Annotated in this window: 18 protein-coding genes and 2 tRNA genes; 8 read left to right on the top strand and 12 right to left on the bottom strand. The window is 69.7% G+C overall.

The features are described from left to right. Nucleotides 1-5 precede the first annotated feature (5 nt). The 7 genes from VV867_RS09755 to VV867_RS09725 form a co-directional block, all read right to left on the bottom strand. Entirely contained in the window at nucleotides 6-485 is a 480-nt protein-coding gene (locus tag VV867_RS09755; RefSeq protein WP_109936614.1) for a hypothetical protein, read from the bottom strand. Next, nucleotides 482-847: a hypothetical protein gene (locus VV867_RS09750; protein WP_009620544.1), complete on the bottom strand. Its 366-nt coding sequence runs from the start codon at nucleotides 845-847 to the stop codon at nucleotides 482-484. Before VV867_RS09750 ends, VV867_RS09755 begins: the two co-directional genes overlap by 4 nt. After that, nucleotides 844-1,164 carry a helix-turn-helix domain-containing protein gene (locus VV867_RS09745; RefSeq protein ID WP_109936613.1) on the bottom strand — a complete coding sequence of 107 codons (321 nt, stop codon included), beginning with the start codon at nucleotides 1,162-1,164 and terminating at the stop codon, nucleotides 844-846. Before VV867_RS09745 ends, VV867_RS09750 begins: the two co-directional genes overlap by 4 nt. A 170-nt stretch (nucleotides 1,165-1,334) precedes the next feature. Beyond that, on the bottom strand, nucleotides 1,335-1,760 hold the full coding sequence (locus VV867_RS09740; protein ID WP_109936612.1) for a YkvA family protein: 426 nt from the start codon (nucleotides 1,758-1,760) through the stop codon (nucleotides 1,335-1,337). A 368-nt stretch (nucleotides 1,761-2,128) separates the two neighbouring features. Further along, nucleotides 2,129-2,866, bottom strand: coding sequence for an FKBP-type peptidyl-prolyl cis-trans isomerase (locus tag VV867_RS09735; protein ID WP_009620550.1), 738 nt, complete (start codon nucleotides 2,864-2,866; stop codon nucleotides 2,129-2,131). Nucleotides 2,867-3,098: 232 nt separating this feature from the next. Next, nucleotides 3,099-3,175, bottom strand: a tRNA-Asp gene (locus VV867_RS09730). A gap of 15 nt (nucleotides 3,176-3,190) precedes the next feature. Next, a tRNA-Val gene (locus tag VV867_RS09725) sits at nucleotides 3,191-3,266 on the bottom strand. Nucleotides 3,267-3,447: 181 nt separating this feature from the next. On the opposite strand from VV867_RS09725, the gene rdgC reads away from it, so the two are divergent. The 4 genes from rdgC to VV867_RS09705 all read left to right on the top strand — a co-directional run bounded on the left by rdgC (nucleotide 3,448) and on the right by VV867_RS09705 (nucleotide 6,233). Continuing rightward, nucleotides 3,448-4,368, top strand: coding sequence for a recombination-associated protein RdgC (gene rdgC / locus VV867_RS09720; RefSeq protein WP_328566243.1), 921 nt, complete (start codon nucleotides 3,448-3,450; stop codon nucleotides 4,366-4,368). Nucleotides 4,369-4,430: 62 nt separating this feature from the next. Beyond that, nucleotides 4,431-5,375, top strand: coding sequence for a bile acid:sodium symporter family protein (locus VV867_RS09715; RefSeq protein WP_109936609.1), 945 nt, complete (start codon nucleotides 4,431-4,433; stop codon nucleotides 5,373-5,375). Nucleotides 5,376-5,514: 139 nt separating this feature from the next. Beyond that, nucleotides 5,515-5,829, top strand: a complete 315-nt coding sequence (gene sugE, locus VV867_RS09710) for a quaternary ammonium compound efflux SMR transporter SugE (protein WP_109936608.1) — start codon at nucleotides 5,515-5,517, stop codon at nucleotides 5,827-5,829. Nucleotides 5,830-6,023: 194 nt separating this feature from the next. Further along, entirely contained in the window at nucleotides 6,024-6,233 is a 210-nt protein-coding gene (locus VV867_RS09705; RefSeq protein ID WP_009620558.1) for a cold-shock protein, read from the top strand. 49 nt (nucleotides 6,234-6,282) lie between these two features. Here the strand turns inward: VV867_RS09705 and VV867_RS09700 are convergent, their stop codons facing one another. The 3 genes from VV867_RS09700 to VV867_RS09690 form a co-directional block, all read right to left on the bottom strand. Continuing rightward, nucleotides 6,283-8,157: an MFS transporter gene (locus VV867_RS09700; RefSeq protein ID WP_328566242.1), complete on the bottom strand. Its 1,875-nt coding sequence runs from the start codon at nucleotides 8,155-8,157 to the stop codon at nucleotides 6,283-6,285. 463 nt (nucleotides 8,158-8,620) lie between these two features. Further along, the gene (locus VV867_RS09695) at nucleotides 8,621-9,481 is read right to left on the bottom strand and encodes an AraC family transcriptional regulator (protein ID WP_328566241.1); all 861 of its coding nucleotides are present in this window, start codon (nucleotides 9,479-9,481) and stop codon (nucleotides 8,621-8,623) included. 10 nt (nucleotides 9,482-9,491) lie between these two features. After that, a complete protein-coding gene (locus tag VV867_RS09690; protein ID WP_089393099.1) occupies nucleotides 9,492-10,061 on the bottom strand; it encodes a GNAT family N-acetyltransferase in 570 nt (189 codons plus the stop codon). Nucleotides 10,062-10,312: 251 nt separating this feature from the next. Here VV867_RS09690 and VV867_RS09685 point away from each other — a divergent pair, with 251 nt between their 5' ends. Both VV867_RS09685 and VV867_RS09680 read left to right on the top strand, forming a co-directional pair. After that, nucleotides 10,313-13,792, top strand: a complete 3,480-nt coding sequence (locus VV867_RS09685) for a hybrid sensor histidine kinase/response regulator (RefSeq protein ID WP_328566240.1) — start codon at nucleotides 10,313-10,315, stop codon at nucleotides 13,790-13,792. A gap of 404 nt (nucleotides 13,793-14,196) precedes the next feature. After that, a complete protein-coding gene (locus VV867_RS09680; protein ID WP_109937339.1) occupies nucleotides 14,197-15,456 on the top strand; it encodes an MgtC/SapB family protein in 1,260 nt (419 codons plus the stop codon). A 1-nt stretch (nucleotide 15,457) separates the two neighbouring features. Here VV867_RS09680 and VV867_RS09675 read toward each other — a convergent pair whose 3' ends face one another. Then, on the bottom strand, nucleotides 15,458-15,916 hold the full coding sequence (locus VV867_RS09675) for a DMT family transporter (protein WP_109936604.1): 459 nt from the start codon (nucleotides 15,914-15,916) through the stop codon (nucleotides 15,458-15,460). An 81-nt stretch (nucleotides 15,917-15,997) separates the two neighbouring features. On the opposite strand from VV867_RS09675, the gene VV867_RS09670 reads away from it, so the two are divergent. Continuing rightward, nucleotides 15,998-16,912 carry a LysR substrate-binding domain-containing protein gene (locus VV867_RS09670; RefSeq protein WP_328566239.1) on the top strand — a complete coding sequence of 305 codons (915 nt, stop codon included), beginning with the start codon at nucleotides 15,998-16,000 and terminating at the stop codon, nucleotides 16,910-16,912. Between the two features lie 116 nt (nucleotides 16,913-17,028). Here VV867_RS09670 and VV867_RS09665 read toward each other — a convergent pair whose 3' ends face one another. Continuing rightward, nucleotides 17,029-17,850, bottom strand: coding sequence for a MerR family transcriptional regulator (locus tag VV867_RS09665; RefSeq protein ID WP_328566238.1), 822 nt, complete (start codon nucleotides 17,848-17,850; stop codon nucleotides 17,029-17,031). A gap of 340 nt (nucleotides 17,851-18,190) precedes the next feature. Here VV867_RS09665 and VV867_RS09660 point away from each other — a divergent pair, with 340 nt between their 5' ends. After that, on the top strand, nucleotides 18,191-19,966 hold the full coding sequence (locus tag VV867_RS09660) for an SDR family oxidoreductase (RefSeq protein ID WP_328566237.1): 1,776 nt from the start codon (nucleotides 18,191-18,193) through the stop codon (nucleotides 19,964-19,966).

The raw sequence follows: 19,966 nt of genomic DNA, 5'->3' as shown, positions 1-19,966 counted from the left end.
GCCGTTCAGAGCCCCAGCTGCGCCGCCAGGGCCTGGTAGCGCGCGGCCTGCTCGGAATCCGCGGCGAGGCCCTCGGCCCCGTCGCGGTAGAGCTCGGCCAGGCGCCGCGCGGCCAGCGGGTGCCCGGCCTCCGCGGCGCGGGCCCAGTGGCGCGCCGCGGCGGCGCCGTCCGGCTGCCGCTGCGCGCTGCCCTGCAGGGCCTGCACACCCAGTTGGTAGGCGGCCTTGGCATCGCCGCCGGCGGCCGCCAGGGCGAGCAGGCGCAGGCCCTCCTCGCGGGCGCCGAAGCCCTGGCCGCGGAACAGCAGCAGGTGGCCATAGAAGCTCTGGGCGGGCACGTCGCCCAGGTTGGCCATGCGCGAGAACTGCCCCTGCATCCACTGCCAGGCGCGCGGCTGGCGGACCAGCCAGGGCCAGCCCATCAGGCGTCGCGCCACGGCGTAGGCCAGGCGGGCGCGCAGGCGCCAGACGAACTCGCGGCTCACGGCTCTTCCGGGTAGTCGAACTCGAACACCCGCACCACCTCGGCGGCGTGCCAGCCCGCCGCCGCGGGGCCGTCCGAGGCGCCGGAGAAACGCCCCAGGCGCTCCACGCATTCGAAGAACCCGGTGCGCGGCAGGCGGCTGGCGCCCTGGCTGATCACCAGCGAGCTGCGCAGCGGCCGGCCGGCGCGGGCATCGAGCTGCGCCAGGTGCTCCAGGGCCGCGGTCAGGGTGGTCATGGCCGGCGTGGGCAGTTGCAGGCGCTCGATCAGCGCCCGGTAGGTCAACAGGTGGCGTTGGCGGCGCGCGTCTTCCAGCTCGTCCAGCAAGCCCTGCCAATGCTTGCGGCTGATATGCACGCTCAAGATGCCGACTCCGACTTCGCTGCGCCCAGCGCGCGACGCAGGCCATGCTCGATGGCTTCGCTGACCTCGCGCTCGCCGCTTTCGATCATCCCCAGGTAGGACGGGCTGATGCCCACCTCGCGGGCCACGCTCTCCAGGGACAGGCCGCGCGCCTCGCGCAGCTCGCGCCAGGAGGCGCTCGGTGCGGCAACCGGGGCGGCAACTGCGGGGGGCTGGGCGGCGCGGGCGCCGGCAGCGGCCAGCAGCGCCTGGTAGTCGGCCCAGGGAAGCACGGCGTACTCCGCTTCGCCGTCTCGCGTGATCACTTGCACATTCATCGACAACACTCCTTGCATGCCGGCATTTCAACGGGCAAAGACGGCAACCCCTGGCGCCTGCCCGGCATTCCGACCTTTCACAGTATCGCCCATGAAACGCCGCTCGGCCTCATCGGGCGCATCACCACGCGCGGCATCGCGAAGCCGCGCACGCTTCGCTGGCCGGCGACTCAGCCGCGGGCCGGCCGCTCCGGCCCCGGCAACAGCGCCAGGGACTGGCGTATCTCGCGGCTCTGCGCATCGCGCCAGACCTTGAAGGCATCCAGCTCGGCCTGCCAGTGGCGCACCACCCAGGCCAGCACCGCCAGGTCGTCCAGCAGGCCCACGCCGGGCAGCCAGTCGGGGATCATGTCCAGCGGCGAGAGGAAATACAGCAGCGCCGCCACCACCGCCAGCAGCGCCCTGGGGTTGAGCTGGCGATACTGCCCGCGCACGGTGGCCAGGGCCAGTTCCTGCAGCAGGCGCAGGTCGGCCTTGACCAGTTTCAGCCGCGCGCTCTTGCGCGCCACGGCGAACAGCAGGGCCGGTACCCGACCCCGGGCGAGAAAGCGTTCGGCCAGGGCCAGATAACGGTCGAAACCGGCGGGTTTCTTCATCGGGCACCTCGTCCCGGCGGTGTCGCCGGGGGGCTTGGGGGTTATCCACCTTTCCTGTGGATAACTCTGTTGAAAGTATCCGGTCTCCACGCCGGAAAGCCCGTCGCCAGCGGCCTACAGACAGATCGGCGATTTTTTGTTCAGCTTAGGAAACCTTATAAAAATCATACAGTTGCGGCTATTCGATATCACCCTTCGCTGTCAAGCACCGGCCGTAACCACGGCTGCGACATATATGTGCATAAGGGTAACATCCCGCACCAGGCTACGCCCTTTCCGACCGACTGGTCAGCCGCGGAGCAGCGCTATCATCCTGCAGAAACAGGAACGCCCCGCAGGGGCGGGGCGTCCTCTTGGTACTAATGTACTCAGTTCTGCGCCGGGGCTTGCGGCTGCTCGCCGCCGGCCTGGTTGGCATCCTTGATGCCCAGCAGTTCCAGGTCGAACACCAGCACCGAGTTGGCCGGGATGGTCGGGCTCGGGCTCTGCGAGCCGTAGGCCAGTTCGCTGGGGATGAAGAGCTTGATCTTCTCGCCCACGTGCATCAGCTGCAGGGCCTCGACCCAACCCGGGATCACGCCGTTGACCGGCAGGTCGATGGGGCTGCCGCGCTGGATGGAGCTGTCGAACACGGTGCCGTCGGTCAGCTTGCCCTCGTAGTGCACGGTGACCACGTCGGTGGCCTTGGGCTGCGGGCCGTCGGCCTTCTTCACCACTTCGTACTGCAGGCCGGACTTGGTGGTGACCACGCCTTCGCGCTTGCCGTTGTCCTCGAGGAACTTCTTGCCGGCCTTGAGGGTTTCCTCGCTCAGCTTGGCCATGCGTTCCTCGGAACGCTTCTGCAGGTCGGTGAACGCCTGGGTCAGCTCTTCATCGGTGACGCGCTGCGGCTTCTTGCCAATGGCATCCTCGATGCCCTGGGCCACGGCCTTGGAGTCCAGATCGTTCATGCCTTCCTGGGCCAGGCTCTTGCCCATGTTCAGGCCGATGCCGTAGGAAGCCTTCTGCGCCGACGTCTTGAGCTCCACATTGGCAGCCTGCTGATCGCAGCCCGCGAGAACCAGGCCGACCAGTGCGATCGCTGCCGCCAACCGATGTTGTTTCATGCTGATTCCTTGTCTGATTGCCATGCTGGCATTTCGATGAAACCGCGAGCTTATCAGGGCGCCGCGGCCAATGGCTATGGGCAATAGGAACCGCCGCCGGGGGATAAGTTCCCACGGCAAACTTATAGAAAAATTAAGAGGATAGGCGCTGCGAACGGCGTCGCGCGGGGCGACTTTCCCGGGGCCGGGAAAGACAAAGCCCCCAGGCATTTCTGCCTGAGGGCTTGGAATATGGCGCAGCGGACGGGACTCGAACCCGCGACCCCCGGCGTGACAGGCCGGTATTCTAACCGACTGAACTACCGCTGCGTCGGACCACGAGATTGGTGGGTGATGACGGGATCGAACCGCCGACCCTCTGCTTGTAAGGCAGATGCTCTCCCAGCTGAGCTAATCACCCTTCACTCTCGAAGTGGGGCGCATTCTACGGGCGCATTTTCACCCTGGCAAGCCCCTGAGTGAAAAAAATTTTCAGATGTTCCAAAGGCTTAGGAAATGTCGACGAAGTCGGTAACGGGGTTGGCCTGGAGAGCCGCTAGCGGAATAATGCGGACCTTTCGTGTCCCGGGAGTTTGATCCTCATGTGGTTCCGTAACCTGCTCGTCTATCGCCTCACCCAGGATCTGCAGATCGATGCCGATGCCCTCGAGAAAGCCCTGGCCAGCAAGCCGGCGCGCCCCTGCGCCAGCCAGGAACTGACCACCTACGGCTTCACCGCCCCCTTCGGCAAGGGCCCCGACGCGCCCCTGGCGCACGCCAGCCAGGGCTTCTACCTGGTCAGCGCGCGCAAGGAGGAACGCATCCTCCCCGGCAGCGTGGTGCGTGACGCGCTGAAGGACAAGGTGGACGAGATCGAGACCGCGCAGATGCGCAAGGTCTACAAGAAGGAGCGCGACCAGCTCAAGGACGAGATCGTCCAGAGCCTGCTGCCGCGCGCCTTCATCCGCCGATCCTCGACCTTCGCCGCGATCGCCCCCGAGCTGGGCCTGATCCTGGTCGACAGCGCCAGCGCGAAGAAGGCCGAGGACCTGCTCTCCACCCTGCGCGAGGCCCTCGGCTCGCTGCCGGTGCGCCCGCTCAGCGTCAAGGTCGCGCCCAGCGCCACCCTCACCGACTGGGTCAAGACCCAGGAAGCCGCCGGCGACTTCTTCGTGCTCGACGAGTGCGAGCTGCGCGACACCCACGAGGACGGCGGCGTGGTGCGCTGCAAGCGCCAGGACCTGACCAGCGACGAGATCCAGCTGCACCTGTCCTCCGGCAAGCTGGTCACCCAGCTGGCCCTGGCCTGGTCGGACAAGCTCAGCTTCGTGCTCGACGACAAGCTGGCGATCAAGCGCCTGCGCTTCGAGGAACTGCTGCAGGAGCAGGCCGAGAAGGACGGCGGCGACGACGCCCTCGGCCAGCTCGACGCCAGCTTCATCCTGATGATGCTGACCTTCGGCCAGTTCCTGCCGGCGCTGTTCGAGGCGCTGGGTGGCGAGGAAATCCCCCAGGGCATCTAACCCCCGTCCCGGCCGGCGCCCCCGGGCGCCGGCCCCGACAGTAACCACAAGGAGCGCCACCCATGCGCGCCATCGCCTTGCTGAGCCGCTTCGTCGGCAACACCTTCGCCCTCTGGGTACTGCTGTTCGCCGTGCTGGCCTTCCTCGCCCCGCAGTGGTTCCGCCCGCTGGCACCGGCGATAGTGCCGATGCTCGGCATCGTCATGTTCGGCATGGGCCTGACGCTGAAGCTGGAAGACTTCGCCGAGGTGGCCCGCCACCCCTGGCGCGTGTGCCTGGGCGTGGTCGCCCACTTCGTCATCATGCCCGGCGTGGCCTGGCTGCTGTGCCGGTTGCTGCAACTGCCGGCGGAAATCGCCGTGGGCGTGATCCTGGTCGGCTGCTGCCCCAGCGGCACCGCCTCCAACGTCATGACCTGGCTGGCCCGCGGCGACCTGGCGTTGTCGGTGGCCATCGCCGCGGTGACCACCCTGCTCGCCCCGCTGCTGACCCCGGCGCTGATCTGGCTGCTGGCCTCGGCCTGGCTGCCGGTGTCCTTCGCCGAGTTGTTCTGGTCGATCCTCCAGGTGGTGCTGCTGCCCATCGCCCTGGGCGTGGTCGCCCAGCGCCTGTTCGGCGCGCGGGTGGGCAAGGTGGTGGAAGCGCTGCCGCTGGTCTCGGTGGTCTGCATCGTGGTGATAGTCGCGGCGGTGGTGGCGGCCAGCCAGGCGAAGATCGCCGAGTCCGGCCTGCTGATCATGGCCGTGGTGATCCTCCACAACGGCTTCGGCTTCCTCCTCGGCTACCTCGCCGGGCGCGCCTTCGGCCTGCCCCTGGCGCAGCGCAAGTCGCTGGCGCTGGAGGTTGGCATGCAGAACTCCGGGCTCGGCGCGGCCCTGGCCAGCGCCCACTTCTCGCCGCTGGCGGCGGTGCCCAGCGCGCTGTTCAGCGTCTGGCACAACATCTCCGGGGCCACCCTGTCGAGCTGGTTCCGCCGCCTGACGGACAAGCCCGACCAGGCTTCCTGAGGGCCGCCGGCCCGGGCGCGACCACAGGTTGCCGCCCGGGCCAGAATGTGCAAAATACTGCGCATCGTGAGGACGACCTCACCACCGCCAGGTGCACCGACGGGGACGGCCCTGCCCATCAGTCGTCCCGGAGGTCCCCATGTCCTGGTTCATCCTGTTCGCCGCCGGCCTGTTCGAAGTGGCCTGGGCCGTCGGTCTGAAATACACCGAAGGCTTCACCCGCCCGTGGCCCAGCGTGCTGACCGCGCTGGCCATGGCCGCCAGCATCGGCCTGCTGGGCCTTGCCATGAAACAGCTGCCGCTGGGCACCGCCTACGCCATCTGGACCGGCATCGGCGCGCTGGGCACCGTGACCCTCGGCATCCTGCTGTTCGGCGAATCCGTCGCCCCGCTACGCCTGCTCAGCATCGCGCTGATCCTCTGCGGCCTGGTCGGGTTGAAGCTCAGTCATTGAAATCGGCACGTCCGTCCTGTCGCTTTCCCGGAAAAGTCCCGGTATGCTGCGGCGACTGTGCTTGCCAGGATCGTCACGGCTGATGACCTGAAGGCGGCGACGCTCTTCGTCCGGCCCGGCCCACACCTTGCAACTCAGAACAGGCGGCGGTAACGCCGTGCAGCAGCAATCCACAACGTTCAAGGTGTAATTCCATGTCGAATCGTCAGACCGGCACCGTCAAATGGTTCAACGATGCCAAGGGCTTTGGCTTCATCACCCAGGAAAACGGTGGCGACCTGTTCGTTCACTTCCGTTCCATCCAGGGCAATGGCTTCAAGTCGCTGCAGGAAGGCCAGAAGGTCTCCTTCATCGTTGTAGAAGGCCAGAAAGGCCTGCAGGCGGACGAAGTTCAGGTCATCTGAACCTCGCGCCCCTGTGAAAAAGCCCCGGCTCTGCCGGGGCTTTTTCGTTTCAGCGGGCGTTGCCGCGCAGGTCCGTCACCAGCGCCTGCAGGTGCTCGCGCCGGGCCTGCTGCGGCGGCAGCGGCTGCCCCGCCACCAGGCGCACGCGCGACCAGATGCGCCTGAAGAAGCCCTTGCCCGGGTCGCGGCTGAAGAAGCTGCCCCACAGGCCCTGCAGCGCCATGGGGATCACCGGCACCGGGGTCTGCTCGATGATCCGCTCCACCCCGCCGCGGAACTCGTTCATCTCGCCGTCGGCGGTCAGCTTGCCCTCGGGGAAGATGCACACCACCTCGCCGTCCTTCAGGTACTGCGCCACGCGGCGGAAGGCCTCCTCGTAGATGCGCTCGTCCTCGTGGCGCGCGGCGATGGGCACGGCGCCGGCGGTGCGGAAGATGAAGTTGAGCACCGGCAGGCGGAAGATCTTGTAGTACATCACGAAGCGCACCGGGCGGCGGATGGAGCCGGCGATGAGCAGCGCGTCGACGAAGGACACGTGGTTGCATACCAGCACCACCGGGCCCTCGTCGGGGATGGCCTCGAGGTTCTGGTGGTCGACGCGGTACATGGAGTGGCTGAGCAGCCAGACCAGGAAGCGCATGGTGAACTCGGGCACGATCTTGAAGATGTACACGTTCACCGCGACGTTCATCAGCGAGAGCACCAGGAACAGCTGCGGGATGCTTAGCCTGGCCACCGACAGCAGCAGGATGGACACGATGGCGGCCACCACCATGAACAGCGCGTTGAGGATGTTGTTCGCGGCAATCACCCGGGCCCGCTTGTCCTCCTCGGTGCGCGCCTGGATCAGCGCATACAGCGGCACTATGTAGAAGCCGCCAAAGACGCCGATGCCGAGGATATCGCCGAGCACCGCCCAGCTCTGCGGGTGCTCCAGCACCTCCAGCCAGGTGAAGGGCGCGGCGCCGACGGGGAAGCCGCCGCTGTGCCACCACAGCAGGATGCCGAACAGGCTCAGGCCGATGGAGCCGAAGGGCACCAGGCCGATCTCCACCTTCTTGCCCGAGAGCTTCTCGCAGAGCATCGAGCCCAGCGCGATGCCCACCGAGAACACCGTGAGGATCAGCGTCACCACGCTCTCGTCGCCGTGCAGCAGCTCCTTGGCGTAGGTGGGGATCTGCGTCAGGTAGACCGCGCCGAGGAACCAGAACCAGGAGTTGCCCACCAGCGAGCGCGACACCGCCGGGCGCTGGCCGAGGCCCAGGCGCAGGATGCTCCAGGACTGCCGGAAGATGTTCCAGTCCAGTTGCAGCTGCGGCAGCGCGGCGGCGGCGCGGGGAATGCCGCGGCTGGCCAGGTAGCCGCAGGCGGCCACCAGTACCACGGCGATGCCCACCGCCGGGGCGTAGGCCTGGCGCGACATGAGCACACCGGCGCCGATGGTGCCGGCGAGGATGGCCAGGAAGGTGCCCATCTCCACCAGGGCGTTGCCGCCGACCAGCTCGTCGTCGCGCAGGTGCTGCGGCAGGATGGAGTACTTCACCGGGCCGAACAGCGCCGAGTGGGTGCCCATGGCGAACAGCGCGAGGAACAGCAGCGGCAGGCTGCCGAGCAGGAAGCCCGCGGCGCCCACCAGCATGATGACCACCTCGGCCAGCTTCAGCGCGCGCATCAGCGCGTCCTTGTTGAACTTCTCGCCGAACTGCCCGCCCAGGGCGGAGAACAGGAAGAACGGCAGGATGAACAGCAGCGCGCAGAGGTTGACCAGCAGGTTGCGGTCACCGCCGATGCTCAGGTGGTAGAGGATCGCCAGGATCAGCGACTGCTTGAAGATGTTGTCGTTGAAGGCGCCGAACAGCTGGGTGATGAAGAACGGCAGGAAGCGCCGGGTGCCCAGCAGGGCGAATTGCGAGTGTTGGCTCATCGTCCGTGTGTACCTGGTCAGGCGACCCCGAAAGCGGGCCGGGAGGACGCCGCGGCGTCCGTCGCAGATTTGACTGCAACTGCGGGCCCTCTGGCCACATCCGCGGGCAAAAATTCCGAATTGCCTCTCGCATGACCGGACAGGCCGGGGCGAAATCGCGGACGGAGTGCGTTGCCGGAAAGCAGCGCATTTCTCCCCCGAAGGAGCAACTGCCTTACAGACCGCGCCGATGTGCCCTTCGTAGGAGCGAGCTTGCTCGCGAACAGACTCCGCTGCGGGGCTCATTCGCGAGCAAGCTCGCTCCTACGAGAAGCCGTGCCCACCGGAATGGTAGGAGGACCTTGTCCCCGATAGCCGGAACCCCCGGCGCGATTCGCGGATAAGATCCGCTCCTACGCCACCCCACCCGCACCATTCCATGTAGGAGCGCGCCCTGCGCGCGAATCGCGGGCAGGGCCCGCTCCTACGGGTTACCGGCTGGCATGTCTGAGCGTCCGCACGCCAGGCGGTATTCCCCCGGCGCCACGCCGTAGGCCTGCTTGAACTGGCGGCTGAGGTGGCTCTGGTCGGCATAGCCCAGCTGCGCCGCCACCGAGGCCGGCGCGCAGCCGCCCTTGAGCAGGGCGCGGGCCTGTTCCAGGCGGCGTTGCTTGATCCAGGCATGGGGCGGCAGGCCGGTGGCCTTGCGGAACACCCGGGCGAAGTGGAAGGGCGACAGGTTCACCGCCGCCGCCAGCGCTTCCAGCGATGGCGGCTCGACCAGTTGGGCGGCCAGCAGTTCGCGGGCGCGGGCCACCGCCAGCGGTTCCTGCCCGGCCGGGCGCGCCTCGGGCACCCGCGCATGGCGCTGGAACAGCAACAGCAGCGCCTCGCGCCAGCAGGTCTGGCGCTCCAGGCTGCTGGCATTGGACTCCAGCAGGCGGTGCACATGCAGGAAGGCGCGGCTCAGCTCCGCGTCGTGCAGCACGCTGGCATCGAAGGTGGGCAGGCCCCGGCCGCCCAGCTCCAGCTCGTCGAGCACGCTGCCGACCTGCTCGACCTCCGGGTAGAAGCCCCGGTACAGCCAGCCCGCCTCGTGGGCCTTGGAGCCGGTGTGGACCTCGTCGGGGTTGATCAGCACCAGGCTGCCGGTCGGCGCCAGGTGCTCGGCGCCGCGGTGGCGGAAGCGCTGGGCGCCCTGCTCGATCAGCACCAGGGCGAAGCCTTCGTGGACGTGGGGGGCGAAGCGCTGTTCGATGAAGCGTGCGTGCAGCAGCTCCAGGCCGCCCAGTTCCTGGGCCCGCCAGAAGCGCGTGCGCTCGCCGTGGGCGCTGTCGAGGGGCATGCCGGGGCGCTCAGCCGATGAAGCCGGCTTCCAGGGCCGCCTTCACCTGCGGCCACTCCAGGTCGGTGATGCTGTAGAGGACGGTGTCGTCCAGGCGCCCGCCGGCCAGGCGCCGGTGGTTGCGCAGCACGCCCTCGCGCAGCGCGCCGAGCTTCTCGATGGCGCGCTGCGAACGCAGGTTGCTGGCGGCGGTCTTGAGCTGCACGCGGACCATCTTCCAGTTGTCGAAGGCCTGGCGCAGCATCAGGTACTTGATGCTGGCGTTCAGCCCGGTGCCGTGCTGCGCCGCGTCCAGCCAGGTGCCGCCGATCTCGCAGGCCGGCAGCGCCGGGAGGAAGTCCATGAAGCGGGTGGTGCCCACCAACTGGTTGCCCAGGCGCACCACCAGCGGCAGGGCGCGGCCCTCGCGCTGCTCGGCGAGGCTGTTGCGGTACCAGTCCGGGCGCTGCGGCGCGCTCATGAACCTGAGCGCCTCGCGGTTGGCCTCGGCCAGGGCCACCAGCTCGGGCACGTCGGCCTCGACCATGGGTTCCAGGCGCAGCGCACCGCGCTGCAGGGTGATGGGTGACGGTCTGAACATGGCCCCTCCTCGTACCTCGGCGTTCCGCCAGCCCCTATCGGAACCCGGCGCCCGGCAATAGTGCCACAGCGGCGCCAGGGCGCGACGGACGGGCCCGGGGCGAAACGGCCGGCAAAGCTACCAGCGCTTTCCCACTGCGGCAAGCGGCCTCTGAGACCTTGGTCGCAGGGGTTCTGACAGCATCGGACTTTGGTGCGAAACTGCATCCCAGCAGCTCCTGCGGGGGAGCGCGTCGATTTCTCGGAGTTCGCATGTCGTTGTCCAGCGGGCTGATCGCCACGGTCGCCCTTCTCTACATGGCCATCCTGTTCGCCATCGCCTTCTATGGCGACCGCCGCCGCGCGCCCCTGTCGCCGCGCCTGCGCGCCTGGGTCTACAGCCTGTCCCTGGCGGTGTACTGCACCAGCTGGACCTTCTTCGGCGCCGTCGGCCAGGCCGCCGGCCAGCTCTGGTCGTTCCTGCCGATCTACATCGGCCCCGTGCTGCTGATGCTCTTCGCGCCCTGGGTGCTGCAGAAGATGATCATGATCAGCAAGCAGGAGAACATCACCTCCATCGCCGACTTCATCGCCGCGCGCTACGGCAAGTCCCAGGCCCTGGCGGTGGTGGTGGCGCTGATCTGCGTGGTCTGCGTGCTGCCCTACATCGCCCTGCAGCTCAAGGGCATCGTCCTGGGCGTGAACCTCTTGATCGGCGCCGGCGCCGACTCCGGCGGCAGCCGCGCCCAGGACACGGCGCTGATCGTCTCGCTGGTGCTGGCGCTGTTCACCATCGTCTTCGGCACCCGCAGCCTGGACGTCACCGAGCACCACCGCGGCATGGTGCTGGCCATCGCCTTCGAGTCGCTGGTCAAGCTGGCCGCCTTCCTCGCCGTGGGCATCTTCGTCACCTTCGGCCTCTACGACGGCTTCGGCGACCTGCTGGACAAGGCCCGCGACGCCCCGCAGCTGGCCGAGTACTGGCAGGAAACCGTGCACTGGCCGGCCATGCTGCTGCAGACCGGCGTGGCCATGACCGCCATCATGTGCCTGCCGCGGCAGTTCCACGTGCTGGTGGTGGAGAACATCGAGCCGCGCGACCTCAACCTGGCGCGCTGGGTGTTCCCCGCCTACCTGGTGCTGGCCGCGCTGTTCGTGGTGCCCATCGCCCTGGCCGGGCAGATGCAGCTGCCGGCAGGGGTCATCCCCGACTCCTTCGTGATCAGCCTGCCGCTGGCCGAGGCGCACCCGGCGCTGGCGCTGCTGGCCTTCATCGGCGGCGCCTCGGCGGCCACCGGCATGGTCATCGTGGCCAGCGTGGCGCTGTCCACCATGGTCTCCAACGACATGCTGCTGCCCTGGCTGCTGCGCCGCCGCGGCGGCAACGACGAGCAGCCCTTCGAGGTGTTCCGCCACTGGCTGCTCACCGTGCGCCGGGTCAGCATCGCCCTGATCCTCCTGCTGGCCTACGTCAGCTACCGCCTGCTGGGCTCCACCGCCAGCCTGGCGACCATCGGCCAGATCGCCTTCGCCGCCATCGCCCAGCTGGGCCCGGCGATGATAGGCGCGCTGTACTGGAAGCAGGCCAACCGCCGCGGCGTGTTCGCGGGCCTCGCCGCCGGCTCCGCGCTCTGGGCCTACACCCTGGTGCTGCCGGTGATCGCCCGCAGCCTGGGCTGGCCGCTGGAGCACTTCCCCGGGCTGACCTGGCTGGCCGGCCACCCCTTCGGCGTCAACATCGAGCCGCTGACCCTCGGCGTGCTGCTCTCGCTGATCGGCAACTTCGCCCTGTTCGGCCTGGTCTCGGTGTTCTCCCGCACCCGCGTCTCCGAGCACTGGCAGGCCAGCCGCTTCATCGGCCAGGAAATCTCCCAGCGGCTCAGCTCGCGCTCGATGCTGGCGGTGCAGCTGGAAGACCTGCTGATGCTCGCCGCGCGCTTCGTCGGCGAGGAGCGCGCGCGGCAGAGCTTCATCCGCTTCGCCTACCGCCAGGGCAAGGGCTTCGTACCCAGCCAGAACGCCAACGACGAGTGGATCGCCCACACCGAGCGCCTGCTCGCCGGCGTGCTCGGCGCCTCCTCGGCGCGCGCGGTGGTCAAGGCCGCCATCGAGGGCCGCGAGATGCAGGTGGAGGACGTGGTGAAGATCGCCGACGAAGCCTCCGAGGTGCTGCAGTTCAACCGCGCCCTGCTGCAGGGCGCCATCGAGAACATCACCCAGGGCATCAGCGTGGTCGACCAGTCGCTGCGCCTGGTGGCCTGGAACCACCGCTACATCGAGCTGTTCGAGTACCCCGACGGGCTGATCCACGTCGGCCGGCCGATCGCCGACATCATCCGCTACAACGCCGAGCGCGGCCTGTGCGGGCCCGGCGACCCCGACCTGCACGTGGCCAAGCGCCTGTACTGGATGCGCCAGGGCACCCCGCACACTTCCGAGCGGCTGTTCCCCAACGGCCGCGTCATCGAGCTGATCGGCAACCCCATGCCCGGCGGCGGCTTCGTCATGAGCTTCACCGACATCACCGCGTTCCGCGACGCCGAGCACGGCCTCAAGGAAGCCAACGAGAGCCTGGAGCAGCGCGTCGAGGAACGCACCCAGGAGCTCTCGCAGCTGAACCAGGCGCTGACCGAGGCCAAGGGCACCGCCGAGGCCGCCAACCAGTCGAAGACGCGCTTCCTCGCCGCGGTCAGCCACGACCTGATGCAGCCGCTGAATGCCGCGCGGCTGTTCTCCGCGGCGCTGGCGCACCAAGGCGGGATGTCCGGCGAGGCCAGCGACCTGGTGCGCCACCTGGATTCCTCGCTGCGTTCGGCCGAGGACCTGATCACCGACCTGCTGGACATCTCGCGCCTGGAAAGCGGCCGCGTCAGCGCCGAGCGCGCGGCCTTCCCGCTCAGCGCCCTGCTCGACCCGCTGGGCGCCGAGTTCCGCGCCCTGGCCCAGGAACAGGGCATCGACTTCCACCTGCGCGGCAGCAAGCTGCGGGTGGACAGCGACATCAAGCTGCTGCGCCGGGTGCTGCAGAACTTCCTGACCAACGCCTTCCGCTACGCCAAGGGCCGCGTGCTGCTGGGCGTGCGCCGCGAGGACGGGCACCTGCGCCTGGAGGTCTGGGACCGCGGGCCGGGCATCCCGGAGGACAAGCTCAGCGTGATCTTCGAGGAATTCAAGCGCCTGGACAGCCACCAGACCCGCGCCGAGAAAGGCCTGGGCCTAGGCCTGGCGATCGCCGACCGGCTGTGCAAGGTGCTCGGCCACCGCCTGCAGGTGCGCTCCTGGCCGGGCAAGGGCAGCGTGTTCAGCGTCAGCGTGCCGCTGGCGCGGCAGCCGGCGCCGGCCGAGCTCAACGGCCACAAGGCCGAGGTGCCCACCGAGCTGAACGGCGCCCAGGTGCTGTGCGTGGACAACGAGGACAGCATCCTGGTCGGCATGAACAGCCTGCTCAGCCGCTGGGGCTGCCGCGTGCTCACCGCGCGCAGCAAGGCCGAGTGCGAGCAGCTGCTGGACAGCGACGCGCGCCCGGAGCTGGCGCTGATCGACTACCACTTGGACAACGGCGAGACCGGCGCCGAGCTGATGGCCTGGCTGCGCGCCCGCCTGGGCGAGCCGGTGCCCGGCGTGGTGATCAGCGCCGACGCCCGCCCCGAGCTGGTGGCGCAGATCCACGCCGCCGGCCTGGAATTCCTCGCCAAGCCGGTGAAGCCGGCGGCGCTGCGGGCGCTGCTGAGCCGGCACCTGAGCCTGCGCTGAGACGGTGCAATCGTGGCTGCCCGCTCCTGTAGGAGCGCGCCCTGCGCGCGAAATCGCGGGCAGGGCCCGCTCCTACAGGCTCCGGGGGCACGGTATTCCTCCCCCGTAGGAGGACCTTATCCGCGATAGCCGGAACCACCGGCGCGTTTCGCGGATGAGCTCCGCCTACGCCATCCCCCCGTGCCATTCCCTTGTAGGAGCGCGCCCTGCGCGCGAATCGCGGACAAAGTCCGCTCCTACAGTCCCTGGTGAGACATGACATCTCCTGTAGGAGCGGACTCCGTCCGCGATGGCCCGCCCCCGCGCCGGATCACGGATGCGCCACCCGGCTTGATCTGGAACACCCTCTCCACCCCGGCGCCTTCTAGACTCCCAGCATCCCCGCATGGAGCCCACCCACGATGATGCTGGACCACATGGAACTCGTCCTCGACCTCACCACCGCCCTGGCCATCGGCCTGCTGGTCGGCACCGAGCGCGGCTGGCGCGAGCGCGACTTCGAGGACATCCGCCAGGTCGCCGGCATCCGCACCTTCACCCTGGCCGGCCTGCTGGGCGGCCTGAGCGCCTTGCTGGCCGGGCACTTCGGCGTCTGGGCCTGGGTGGTGATGGCGCTGCTGGTGGGCCTGCTGGCGGTGGCCGGCTACCTGGCCGACGTGGGCCGCAGCGGCGACCAGGGCATGACCAGCGAGGTGGCCCTGCTCGCCACCTTCCTGCTGGGCAGCCTGGCGGTGGCCGACAGCCGCCTGCTGGCCGCCGGCGGCGGCGTGGTGGTGGCGCTGCTGCTGAGCCTGAAGGAGTCCCTGCACGCGGCGCTGAAGCACCTGGACGCCCGCGAATTGTCGGCGGCCTTCAAGCTGCTGTTCATCTCGGTGGTGATGCTGCCGGTGCTGCCCAACCAGGGCTACGGCCCCTGGCAGGTGTTCAACCCCTACGCCAGCTGGTGGATGGTGGTGCTGATCGCCGGCCTGGGCTTCGCCGCCTACGTCGCCGTGCGCCTCACCGGGACCCGCCACGGCCTGCTGATCACCGCGCTGCTCGGCGGCCTGGTGTCGTCCACGGCGATGACCCTCACCCTCGCCGGCATGCACGAGCAGCGCCGCCTGCAACCCTTGCTGGCCGCCGGCCTGCTGGCCACCTCGGCGCTGATGTTCCCGCGGGTGGCGCTGGAGGTGGGCCTGGTCAACGCCGAGCTGCTGCCGAACCTGCTGCCGCCGCTGATCGTCGCCACCCTGGTCTACGCCGGCGGCGCGCTGCTGTATTGGCGCCGCGCCAGCCGGGACGAGACGCCCGCCGCCAGCGAACCGCCGCTGAAGAACCCCTTCGAGCTGGGCCCGGCCCTGCGCTTCGCCGCCCTGCTGGCGCTGATCCTGTTCCTGGTCGAGGCCGGGCACCGCTACCTGGGCGACGTCGGCGTGTACCTGGTGGCGCTGCTCTCGGGCCTGGCCGACGTCGACGCCATCACCCTGTCCCTGGCCAGCAACGCCATGGGCGGGCTGGACGCCGAGGTGGCCGGGCGCGGCATCGTCCTCGCGGTGGCCAGCAACAGCCTGGTCAAGGCCGTCCTGATCGCCCTGGTCGGCGGCGGCCAGCTGGCCCTGCGCAGCGTGCCGGTGATGGTCGCGGGCCTGGCCGCGGGGGCGCTGACGCTGTTCCTCATGTGACTCAGGCGAGCCGCCCGCGCCATTGCAGCAGGAGCACCCCGGCCACGATCAGCAGCAGCGCCAGCACGCCCTCGGCGCTCAGCCGGCGCACCGGGAAGCCGACCCAGCCGAACTGGTCGCACAGCGCCGATACCAGCATCTGCCCGGCCACCACGCAGGCCAGGAAGGTCGCCCCGCCCAGGCGCGGCGCCAGCATCACCGCCACCGTCAGGTAGGCCGCGCCGAACAGCCCGCCGAGCCAGCTCCACCAGGGCGTAGCCGCCACCCCGGCGCCGGCCGGCAGGGGCACGCGCATGATCACCAGGGCCAGCACCACCACGCCCAGGCTGACGCCGAGCGAGGCCAGGCTGGCGCTCAGCGGGTGGCCCAGCTGGCGACCGAGGAAGGCGTTGCTGCCGGCCTGCAGGGCGACCAGGCCGCCGACCGAGATGGCCAGGCTGATGAGCAGGATCTTCGACATGGATGGACTCCGTTGCTTGTGGACGGGCCCATCCTTTGCTATCCACTGCACGAATGGAAATGCACATTCGATACAGCCCATATGCATGACATTCATGACCTGCGCCGCCTGGACCTCAACCTGCTGGTGATCCTCGACGCCCTCCTCGCCGAACGCCACGTGTCCCGCGCCGCCGAGCGCCTGGCCATGTCGCAGCCGGCGGTGAGCCATGCCCTGGCGCGCCTGCGCGAGCAGCTCGGCGACCCGCTGCTGGTGCGGGTGAAGAACGAGATGCGGCTCACCGCCCGCGCCCTGGAGCTGGCGCCGCGCCTGGTCCAGGTGCTCGACGGCGTGCGCGGCCTGCTGGGCGGGCCGGCGTTCGAGGCGGCCTCCAGCCACCGCCATTTCCGCCTGGGCATGTCCGACTACGGCGCCTGGGTGCTGCTGCCGCGCCTGTTGCGCGACCTGCGCCAATGCGCGCCGCAGGTCAGCCTCGGCGTCAGCCAGGAATCGCGCCTGGAGATGGCCCGGCAGGTCGCCGAAGGCGAGCTGGACGGCGCCCTCGGCGTGTTCCCGGTGCTGCCGGCCGGGGTGCGCGCCTGGCGCCTGTTCGAGGAACGCTTCGTCTGCGTATGCCGGCGCGACCTGCTGGACCGCGCCGACGGCCTGTCGCTGCTGGCCTACCTGGCGGCGGCCCACGTGCGGGTGGCGCTGCAGGACTCGCTGGAGGAAATCGACGGCGCCCTCGGCAAGCTCGGCCTGCGCCGCCAGGTGGCGCTGGCCCTGCCGCACTTCACCGTGGCCCCGGCGCTGCTGGAAGGCACCGACCTGGTCCTGACCATAGCCGCGCGCTGCCTGGAACGCCTGGAGCTGCCCGCCTCCCTGGCGGTGTTCGAACCGCCGCTGGCGCTGCCGCGCTTCGACTTCGTGCAGATCTGGCGCGAGGACGCCGAACGCGACCCGGCCCGCGCCTGGCTGCGCGACCGCCTGCAGCACGCGGCACAAGGTTCTTCGTAGGGCGAATGACCGTTCGCGGTCATCCGCCGCCTGGCCTCGGCCCCGGGCGCGCCGCGGATTCGACCACGAAGCGCCTGCGTAACGGCGTACAACCGCGAACGGTTGTACGCCCTGCATCAGGTACGCGGCTGCTCGAACTGCCGGAGGATCTCCCCCACCCGCTCGCCGAGCATCTCGTTGGCCGACAGCTTCAGGCCCCGCGCCAGCTCCACCAGCACCACCTGCTCGGCCAGCGGGCGCAGGCGCATGAACACCTCGGCCAGTTGCTCCAGGTCGGCCGCGCCGGGCAGCAGCTCGGCGCCGCGCCTGTCCACCAGGTGGGTAACCACCAGGCGCACGATGCCCGCGGCCAGGTGCTCGGTGTCGCTGCGCAGCACCGCCAGGTGCTCCAGCAGAGCGGCCAGGGGAATGCCCGAGCGGTGCAGCTCGACGCCGGCGTTGAACAGCCGCGGGCTGGGAATGCCGATGCGCTCGCCGTCGAACTGCAGCAAGCCCTGCTGCAGGGCGCGGTCGATGACCTCGTCGTCCAGTTCGTCGCCGAAGATCGCCTGCAGTTCGTCGAAGCCGATCTGCCCCGGCGTCTCCAGGTTCCAGGCGCCGAGGATGGCCTGGTCCAGGCCCAGCACGTGGTCCAGGTCGTGGCCGCGTTCCCAGCTTTCCAGCAGCTCCTTGATGTTCGACAGGCCGTAGCCGCGCTCCAGCAGGCCGCCGATCAGGCGCAGGCGGCGCAGGTGGCTGGCGAAGTAGACGCCGCTGCGGCCGCGCCGCTCGGGCGGCGGCAGCAGGCCGCGGTCCTGGTAGGCGCGCACGTTGCGCACGGTGCTGCCGGCCTCGCGGGCCAGCTCGTCGACGCTGAATTCGCGCTCGTCCTCCAGCGCCCGCGGGCTTTGCTCGGGGCGCTGGAGCAGGCGCTGCAGGAGGCTCAGGGGCGTGCTCATGGCGGCGATCATAGCCAGCGCCCGGCGCCGGCCACAACCGGAAAGCATCGATACGAAAGCGCAGGCGCGGCGGGCCGGTGCGCCCAACCAAAGGCGGGACTTCAGTTTCCCGCCCCACCCACCCGCAGCGCCGAACCCGCATGGCGCCTGGGCCACAGGCCACTGCCCGTATCGGTAACACCGCCGCCGGGCATGGCGCGGGTGATGCGAATCGGTCAGCATCGATCATGACATCGAGCGATGTCACGGTCGCTCCACACAACAACAATGGCCTGGAGAACGTCATGCCCCGAGGCACCCCGTCCGCCCATCCGCTCCCGCCGCAAGCACGGGAGGCCGCATGAACGCCATGCTCGAGAACCCCGGCCTGCCGCCGGCCGAACGCCTCGACGTGCAGTCCGGCGCGGTGCGCCTGGCGGTGTACCGCTGGGGCGAGGCGAACAAGCCGATGCAGCTGTTCGTCCACGGCTACCCGGACAACCACGAGGTCTGGCTGCCGCTGATCGCCCGCCTGCTCGGCCGCTACCAGGTGGTGGCCTACGACGTGCGCGGCGCCGGCGAGTCGGACAAGCCGCGGCGCACCCGCGACTACCGCCTGGAACTGCTCAGCCAGGACCTCAAGGCCGTGCTCGACGCCGTCAGCCCCGGGCGCCCGGTGCACCTGGTGGCCCACGACTGGGGCTCGATCCAGACCTGGGAGAGCGTCACCGACCCGGCGCTGCGCGAACGCATCGCCTCCTACACCAGCATCTCCGGGCCCTGCCTGGACCACGTCGGCCACTGGATGCGCGACCGCCTGCGGCGCAGGCGCCCGGCCGCGCTGCTGCAGATGCTCAGCCAGCTGCTGCATTCCTGGTACATCTACTACTTCCACCTGCCACTGCTGCCGGCGCTGTCCTGGCGCCTGGGCGCCGCGCGCCTGTGGCCGCGGTACCTGCGCAAGGTCGAGGGCATCCGCAACCCCGGGCGCAACCCGCACCAGGCCAGCGACGGCGAGCACGGCGTGAAACTGTACCGAGCCAACTTCATCGGCTCGATCTTCCGGCCGCGCAAGCGCCACACCGAGGTGCCGGTGCAACTGGTGGTGCCGACCCGCGACCGCTACGTCGGCCAGCAGCTGTTCCAGCAGCTCTCGCTGTGGGCGCCGCGGCTGTGGCGCCGCGAGGTGACCGCCGGGCACTGGCAACTGCTCGCCGAGCCGCGGCAGCTGGCCGGCTGGATCGACGAATTCGCCCGCCACATCGACGGCGGCGAGGCCAGCCAGCCGCTGCAGCGCGCCCTGCAGAAGCCCGGCGCCGGGCCCTTCGCCGGCAAGCTGGTGGTGGTCACCGGCGCCGGCGGCGGCATCGGCCGCGCCACCCTGCTGCGCTTCGCCGGACAGGGCGCCAGCGTGCTCGCCGCGGACATCGACCCGGCCGCCGCCGAAGCCAGCGCCGCCCAGGCCCGCCACCTCGGCGCCACGGCCTTCAGCTATTGCGTGGACGTCGGCGACAGCGCCGCCATGGAGCGCTTCGCCGCCTGGGTGGAAAGCAGCCTGGGCGTGCCCGACGTGGTGGTCAGCAACGCCGGCATCGGCCTGGCCGGCGCCATGCTCGACACCAGCGCGCAGGACTGGGAACGCCTGCTGCGCGTCAACCTGTGGAGCGTCATCGACGGCTGCCGCCTGTTTGGCCGGCAGATGGTCGAGGCCGGCAAGCCCGGGCACCTGGTCAACGTCGCCTTCGGCGTGGCCTTCGCGCCCTCGCGCAACTACCCGGCCTACGCCACCAGCAAGGCGGCGGTGCTGATGCTCAGCGAATGCCTGCGCGCCGAACTGGCCGGGCACGGCATCGGCGTCAGCGCCGCCTGCCCCGGCTTCGTCGACACCGGCATCGTCCAGGCCACCCGCTTCGCCGGCCTGAGCGAGGAACAGCAGGCCCGCCGCCGGGCCAAGGTACAGCGCTTCTACCGCCGCCGCCGGCTCGGCCCGGACAGGGTGGGCGAGAAGATCGTCCAGGCCGTGCAGCGCAACCAGCCGGTGGTCGCCGCCGGCGCCGAGGTGCACCTGGCGCGCTGGCAGTGGCGCCTGCTGCCCGGCCTGTCGCGCCTGTTCGCCCGCTTCGACCTGACTTCCTGA

The sequence above is a fragment of the Pseudomonas sp. JH-2 genome (assembly GCF_036231725.1).
GTDB classification, from domain to species: Bacteria; Pseudomonadota; Gammaproteobacteria; order Pseudomonadales; family Pseudomonadaceae; genus Pseudomonas; species Pseudomonas delhiensis.
This window is presented reverse-complemented; position numbering and strand designations above follow the sequence as displayed.